Source organism: Bradyrhizobium sp. P5_C11_2, from assembly GCF_054049755.1.
In genome coordinates, this window is sequence record NZ_JBFULT010000620.1 from 1 (window position 1) to 4,231 (window position 4,231).

The 4,231-nt window shown below is 67.2% G+C and carries 5 protein-coding genes; 3 read left to right on the top strand and 2 right to left on the bottom strand.

The features are described from left to right. Positions 1–19 precede the first annotated feature (19 nt). A complete protein-coding gene (locus ACXJL8_RS35395) occupies positions 20–913 on the top strand; it encodes a YihY/virulence factor BrkB family protein (RefSeq protein WP_456686495.1) in 894 nt (297 codons plus the stop codon). On the opposite strand, the gene ACXJL8_RS35400 is transcribed toward ACXJL8_RS35395, so the two are convergent. Beyond that, on the bottom strand, positions 840–2,123 hold the full coding sequence (locus ACXJL8_RS35400; protein ID WP_456617300.1) for an ATP-binding protein: 1,284 nt from the start codon (positions 2,121–2,123) through the stop codon (positions 840–842). The genes ACXJL8_RS35395 and ACXJL8_RS35400 overlap by 74 nt on opposite strands. A gap of 102 nt (positions 2,124–2,225) precedes the next feature. Continuing rightward, positions 2,226–3,095 (bottom strand): tRNA glutamyl-Q(34) synthetase GluQRS, encoded by an 870-nt coding sequence (gluQRS, locus tag ACXJL8_RS35405; protein ID WP_456686492.1) that lies wholly within the window; start codon positions 3,093–3,095, stop codon positions 2,226–2,228. Between the two features lie 116 nt (positions 3,096–3,211). On the opposite strand from gluQRS, the gene ACXJL8_RS35410 reads away from it, so the two are divergent. Both ACXJL8_RS35410 and ACXJL8_RS35415 read left to right on the top strand, forming a co-directional pair. Beyond that, positions 3,212–3,859, top strand: coding sequence for a DNA-3-methyladenine glycosylase family protein (locus ACXJL8_RS35410; RefSeq protein ID WP_456686493.1), 648 nt, complete (start codon positions 3,212–3,214; stop codon positions 3,857–3,859). A 92-nt stretch (positions 3,860–3,951) separates the two neighbouring features. Next, positions 3,952–4,231 (top strand): DUF2855 family protein (locus ACXJL8_RS35415; RefSeq protein WP_456686494.1); only part of this gene is annotated, 280 nt, incomplete at its 3' end.

Sequence of the window (4,231 nt, forward strand, 5' to 3'; positions counted from 1 at the left end):
GAGCAGTACAGAGCAAGCTGTGAAGGCAATCCGCTACATCTACGGCGTCGCGATGGATGCGTTCTACACGTTCCTCGCCGACGACGGCTGGGCGATCGCAAGCCACATCGCGCTGTCGACGCTGATGGCGCTGTTCCCGTTCCTGATCGTGCTGACCTCGCTCGCCGGCTTCTTCGGCTCCAAGGAACTCGCCGATCAGGCGGTGAGCCTCCTGCTCGAGGTCTGGCCGAGACAGGTCGCCGACTCGCTTTCCGGCGAAATCCACGACGTGCTGACCACGACCCGCACCGGCGTGCTGACCATCGGCGCGGTACTGTCGGTCTATTTCGCCTCCAACGGCGTCGAGGCGCTGCGGGTCGCGCTCAACCGCGCCTATGCGGTGGTGGAGATGCGGCGCTGGTACTGGCTGCGGCTGGAATCGATCGGCTACACCCTGGTCGCGGCCATCACCGCGCTCGCCATGGCGTTCCTGATCGTGCTCGGACCGCTGATCATCGAGGCGGCGCGGCGCCACATTCCGCTGTTCGTCGAGTCCAATGAAAGCATCCTCACCTGGCTGCGCTACGGCATCACCATCGGCGCGCTGGTGGTGGCGCTGATCATCCTGCATGCCTGGCTGCCGGCGGGACGGCRCAGCTTCCTCCAGATCCTGCCCGGCATCGTCTTCACGATCGTGGCGTCGCTGATCTCCGGCATCGTGTTCGGGCAATATCTGGCGCGCTTCGCCAACAATTACGTGACGATGTATGCGGGGCTCGCCTCGGTGATCATCGCGCTGGTGTTCCTGTATTTCATCGCCGCGATCTTCGTCTATGGCGGCGAGCTCAACGCCGCGATCATCAAGTCGCGGCTTCCTCACGGTGTCTCGCTTCAAGCAGCGCAGTCGCTAAAGCCCGCGGAGACACAGGCTTGATCAGGAAGGCATCGGCACCGGCTTCGCGCGAGGCCGCCTCGTCCTCGCCGCGGCCGGAGACCCCGATGATGGGGATCTGAGCGAGCGGCGTCGGCATGCTGCGGATTTGCCTGATGGCCTCGACGCCGTCGATGCCCGGCAGCACCATGTCCATCAGCACCGCATCGAAGGCGCCCTGCGCCAGCCGGTTCACCGCGTCCTCGCCGCGCCCGATGAATTCGGCATGATGGCCGAGCTCGGTCAGGATGGTGTTGAGCACGACGCGGCCGAACGGATTGTCCTCGACGCTGAGCACGCGCAACGCCGCCAGCGCATCGGCCTCGCTCTCGCCCTTCGACTTGCGGGATTTGCCCGGTGCCGCCGCATCCAGAGACACCGTCAGCGTGAAGGTGGCGCCGCCGCCAAGTCGCGGCGCCACCGTGATGTCGCCGCCCATCGCGCGCGCCAGTTGCTTCACCGAGGATAGCCCCAGACCGGCGCCGCCGAAGCGCGAGGCAATGGTGACATTGGCCTGGGTGAACGGGCGGAACAGCCGCTGGATCTCGGCCATGGTCAGGCCGATGCCGCTGTCGGACACCGCGAAGGCGACGCCGACCCTGCCTTTGGTCTTGGCCTTGTCCTTGGCCTTTCCCTTGACCTTGCTCTTGGCGGCACGCCAGGGCGCGACCGCGAGCGCCACGCCGCCCTGGTCGGTGAACTTCACGGCGTTGTCGATCAGGTTCTCCAGCGCGGCGCGCAGGCGGACGGGATCACCGACCACCAATCCGGGGAGTTTGTCGGAGATGTCGACCTGAGCCTGAAGGCCCTTGGCCGCGGCGCGCCCGGCAAGCGAATCGCCGGCGCTGCGGGCCAGCGCCCGCAGGTCGAACAGGTCCTGCCGCAGCGTGCTGCCACCGTTTCCTGTCCGGGCGGCGTCCACGAACAGGGTGGCAAGGCTCGCAAGGTGTTCGGCGCCGGCCTTGATGGTGTCGGCCCAGCGCCGCTCCCGCTCGCCGAGATCGGAGGTCGCGAGCAGGTCGCTGATCGCCAGAATGCCGGTCAGGGGGGTGCGGACCTCATGGGCAAAGGCGGCGAGCGCCGCCTGGACCACGTCCGGCGCAACGGCCCGGGTGCCGCGCTTGCGAACCTTGCCGGCTGCCCCGGACCGCTTCCGAGGCGGCCGTGGCCTGGACGACTTTGTGCTGCGCGCTGAGCGCGTTTTCGCCGCCATAAATCCCCTTCGAAGTATTTCCTTCGAACCCCGGACCAAGGCGAGCATGGCACGGCGGGATGCCATGAGTCACGGCGACGTTTTGCTAACCCCCAGAGAAACTTAACCTAATCCCACCAACCGGCGGATGCCGGCGGGCGTGGCGCCGGCAGCGCGCAACTCTCGCAGCCCGGTCGAACGGGTCGATTTCGACAGCTTCCGTCCCTCGCCGTCCCGAATCAGCCCATGATGGCGATAGGCCGGCGCGGGCAGGCCGAGCAGCGCCTGGAGCAGGCGATGGACCGCGGTGGCGTGAAACAGATCCTGGCCCCGCACCACCACGCTCACGGCCTGGAGCGCATCGTCGATCACCACGGACAGATGGTAGCTCGTCGGCGTCTCCTTCCGGGCCAGGATCACGTCGCCCCAGGCTTCGGGCCGCGCCGGGAGGATGCCGCGCTCGCCGGCGGGCCCCTCGCCGAGCTCGTTCCAGCTCAGACCGGCGATGCGGCGGCAGGCCGCCGTCATGTCGAGCCGCAGCGCGTAAGGCGCGCCGGTGCCGATCAGCCGCGCCCGCTCGTCGGCGGCCAGCGATTTCGCATCGCCCGGATAAAGCGGCGCGCCKTCGGGATCGCGCGGCCAGGGCCCATCGGCCTCGCGCGCGGCCACGAGTCTTGCGATCTCGGCACGGCTTTCGAAGGCGGGATAGACGAGGCCGAGCGCCGAGAGCTGGTCCAGCGCGGCGCGATAGTCGGCGAGATGCTCGGACTGCCGCCGCACCGGCGTCTCCCAGGCGATCCCGAGCCAGGCGAGATCCTCGCAGATCGCCGTCTCGAACTCCGGCCGGCAGCGTGTCGCATCGATGTCCTCGATGCGCAGCAGCAACCGCCCGCCGGCTTCGCGCGCGCGGTCGAAGTTCAGCAGCGCGGAATAGGCGTGGCCGAGATGCAAGTAGCCGTTCGGGCTGGGGGCAAATCGGAAAACGGGTGGCATAGATTCTCGCAAGACTTGTCATTGTCGGGCTTGACCCGGCAATCCATCTTCCAGGACTCTGTTACGATAGGAGATGGATGCGCGGGTCAAGCCCGCGCACGACGAGTTGAGCCACAATGACCATCCACCTCGAAACCCAGTCCGATCTCGAAGAGGCCGTCCAGGCGCTGGTCAAGCGCGACCCGCGCCTGAAACCCGTGCTTGCGACTGCAGGCATGCCCGCCTTGCGGCGGCGCGAGCCCGGCTTTACGGGGCTTGCACATATCGTCTGCGGGCAGCAGCTCTCGACCGCGAGCGCGGCGGCGATCTGGGGGCGGCTGTCCGCCGCCTTCGACCCGTTCGATCATGACGCCGTGCGCCGCGCCCGCACCGACCGGCTGGGGCGGCTTGGCCTGTCCGCAGCCAAGATCAAGACGCTGAAACATCTCGCGCGCGAGATTGCCGCGCAGCGGTTGAACCTCGAGGTGCTCGCCGACGAGGATGCCGACGCCGCCCATCACACACTGATCTCGCTGCCCGGCATCGGGCCCTGGACCGCGGACGTCTATCTCTTGTTCTGCCTCGGCCATGGCGATGCCTGGCCGGCCGGCGACCTCGCCGTGCAAGAGGGCATCAAGATCGGCCTCGGCCTTCCGGCCCGGCCAACGGAGAAGCAGATGGCGCCACTCGCCGAGCCCTGGCGTCCCCTGCGCGGCGCCGCCGCACATCTGTGGTGGAGCTATTATCGCGCCGTCAAGAAACGGGAGGGCGTGCTGACGGCCTGAACCGGCCGAACAACGTTTTAAACTATGTTGCTGTTGCAAAAGCATCATCGGTGCATGATGAGATGCCGGCGAACAGAGCCGGGATCACAGCCATGACATCGACCGACTTCATCGTTGCGCGAGATGATTTCGAGCAGTGCAAGGTGATCGCGACCGGGCTTCCCGATGCGGATGCACTGCCGCCCGACGCCCTGCTGGTGAAGGTCGACCGCTTCGCCTTCACCGCCAACAACATCACCTATGCGGTGCTCGGCGACGAGCTGAAATACTGGCAGCTCTTTCCCGCGCCACACGGTTTCGGCAACATTCCGGTGTGGGGCTTTGGCGAGGTGACCGCCTCGAAACATCCGAACATCCCGGTCGGCGAACGCC

Excerpts from the sequence above, each read along its gene's own strand:
- ACXJL8_RS35400 (WP_456617300.1), bottom strand. The coding sequence starts at position 2,123 with ATGGCGGCGAAAACGCGCTCAGCGCGCAGCACAAAGTCGTCCAGGCCA.
- ACXJL8_RS35410 (WP_456686493.1), top strand. The coding sequence starts at position 3,212 with ATGACCATCCACCTCGAAACCCAGTCCGATCTCGAAGAGGCCGTCCAG.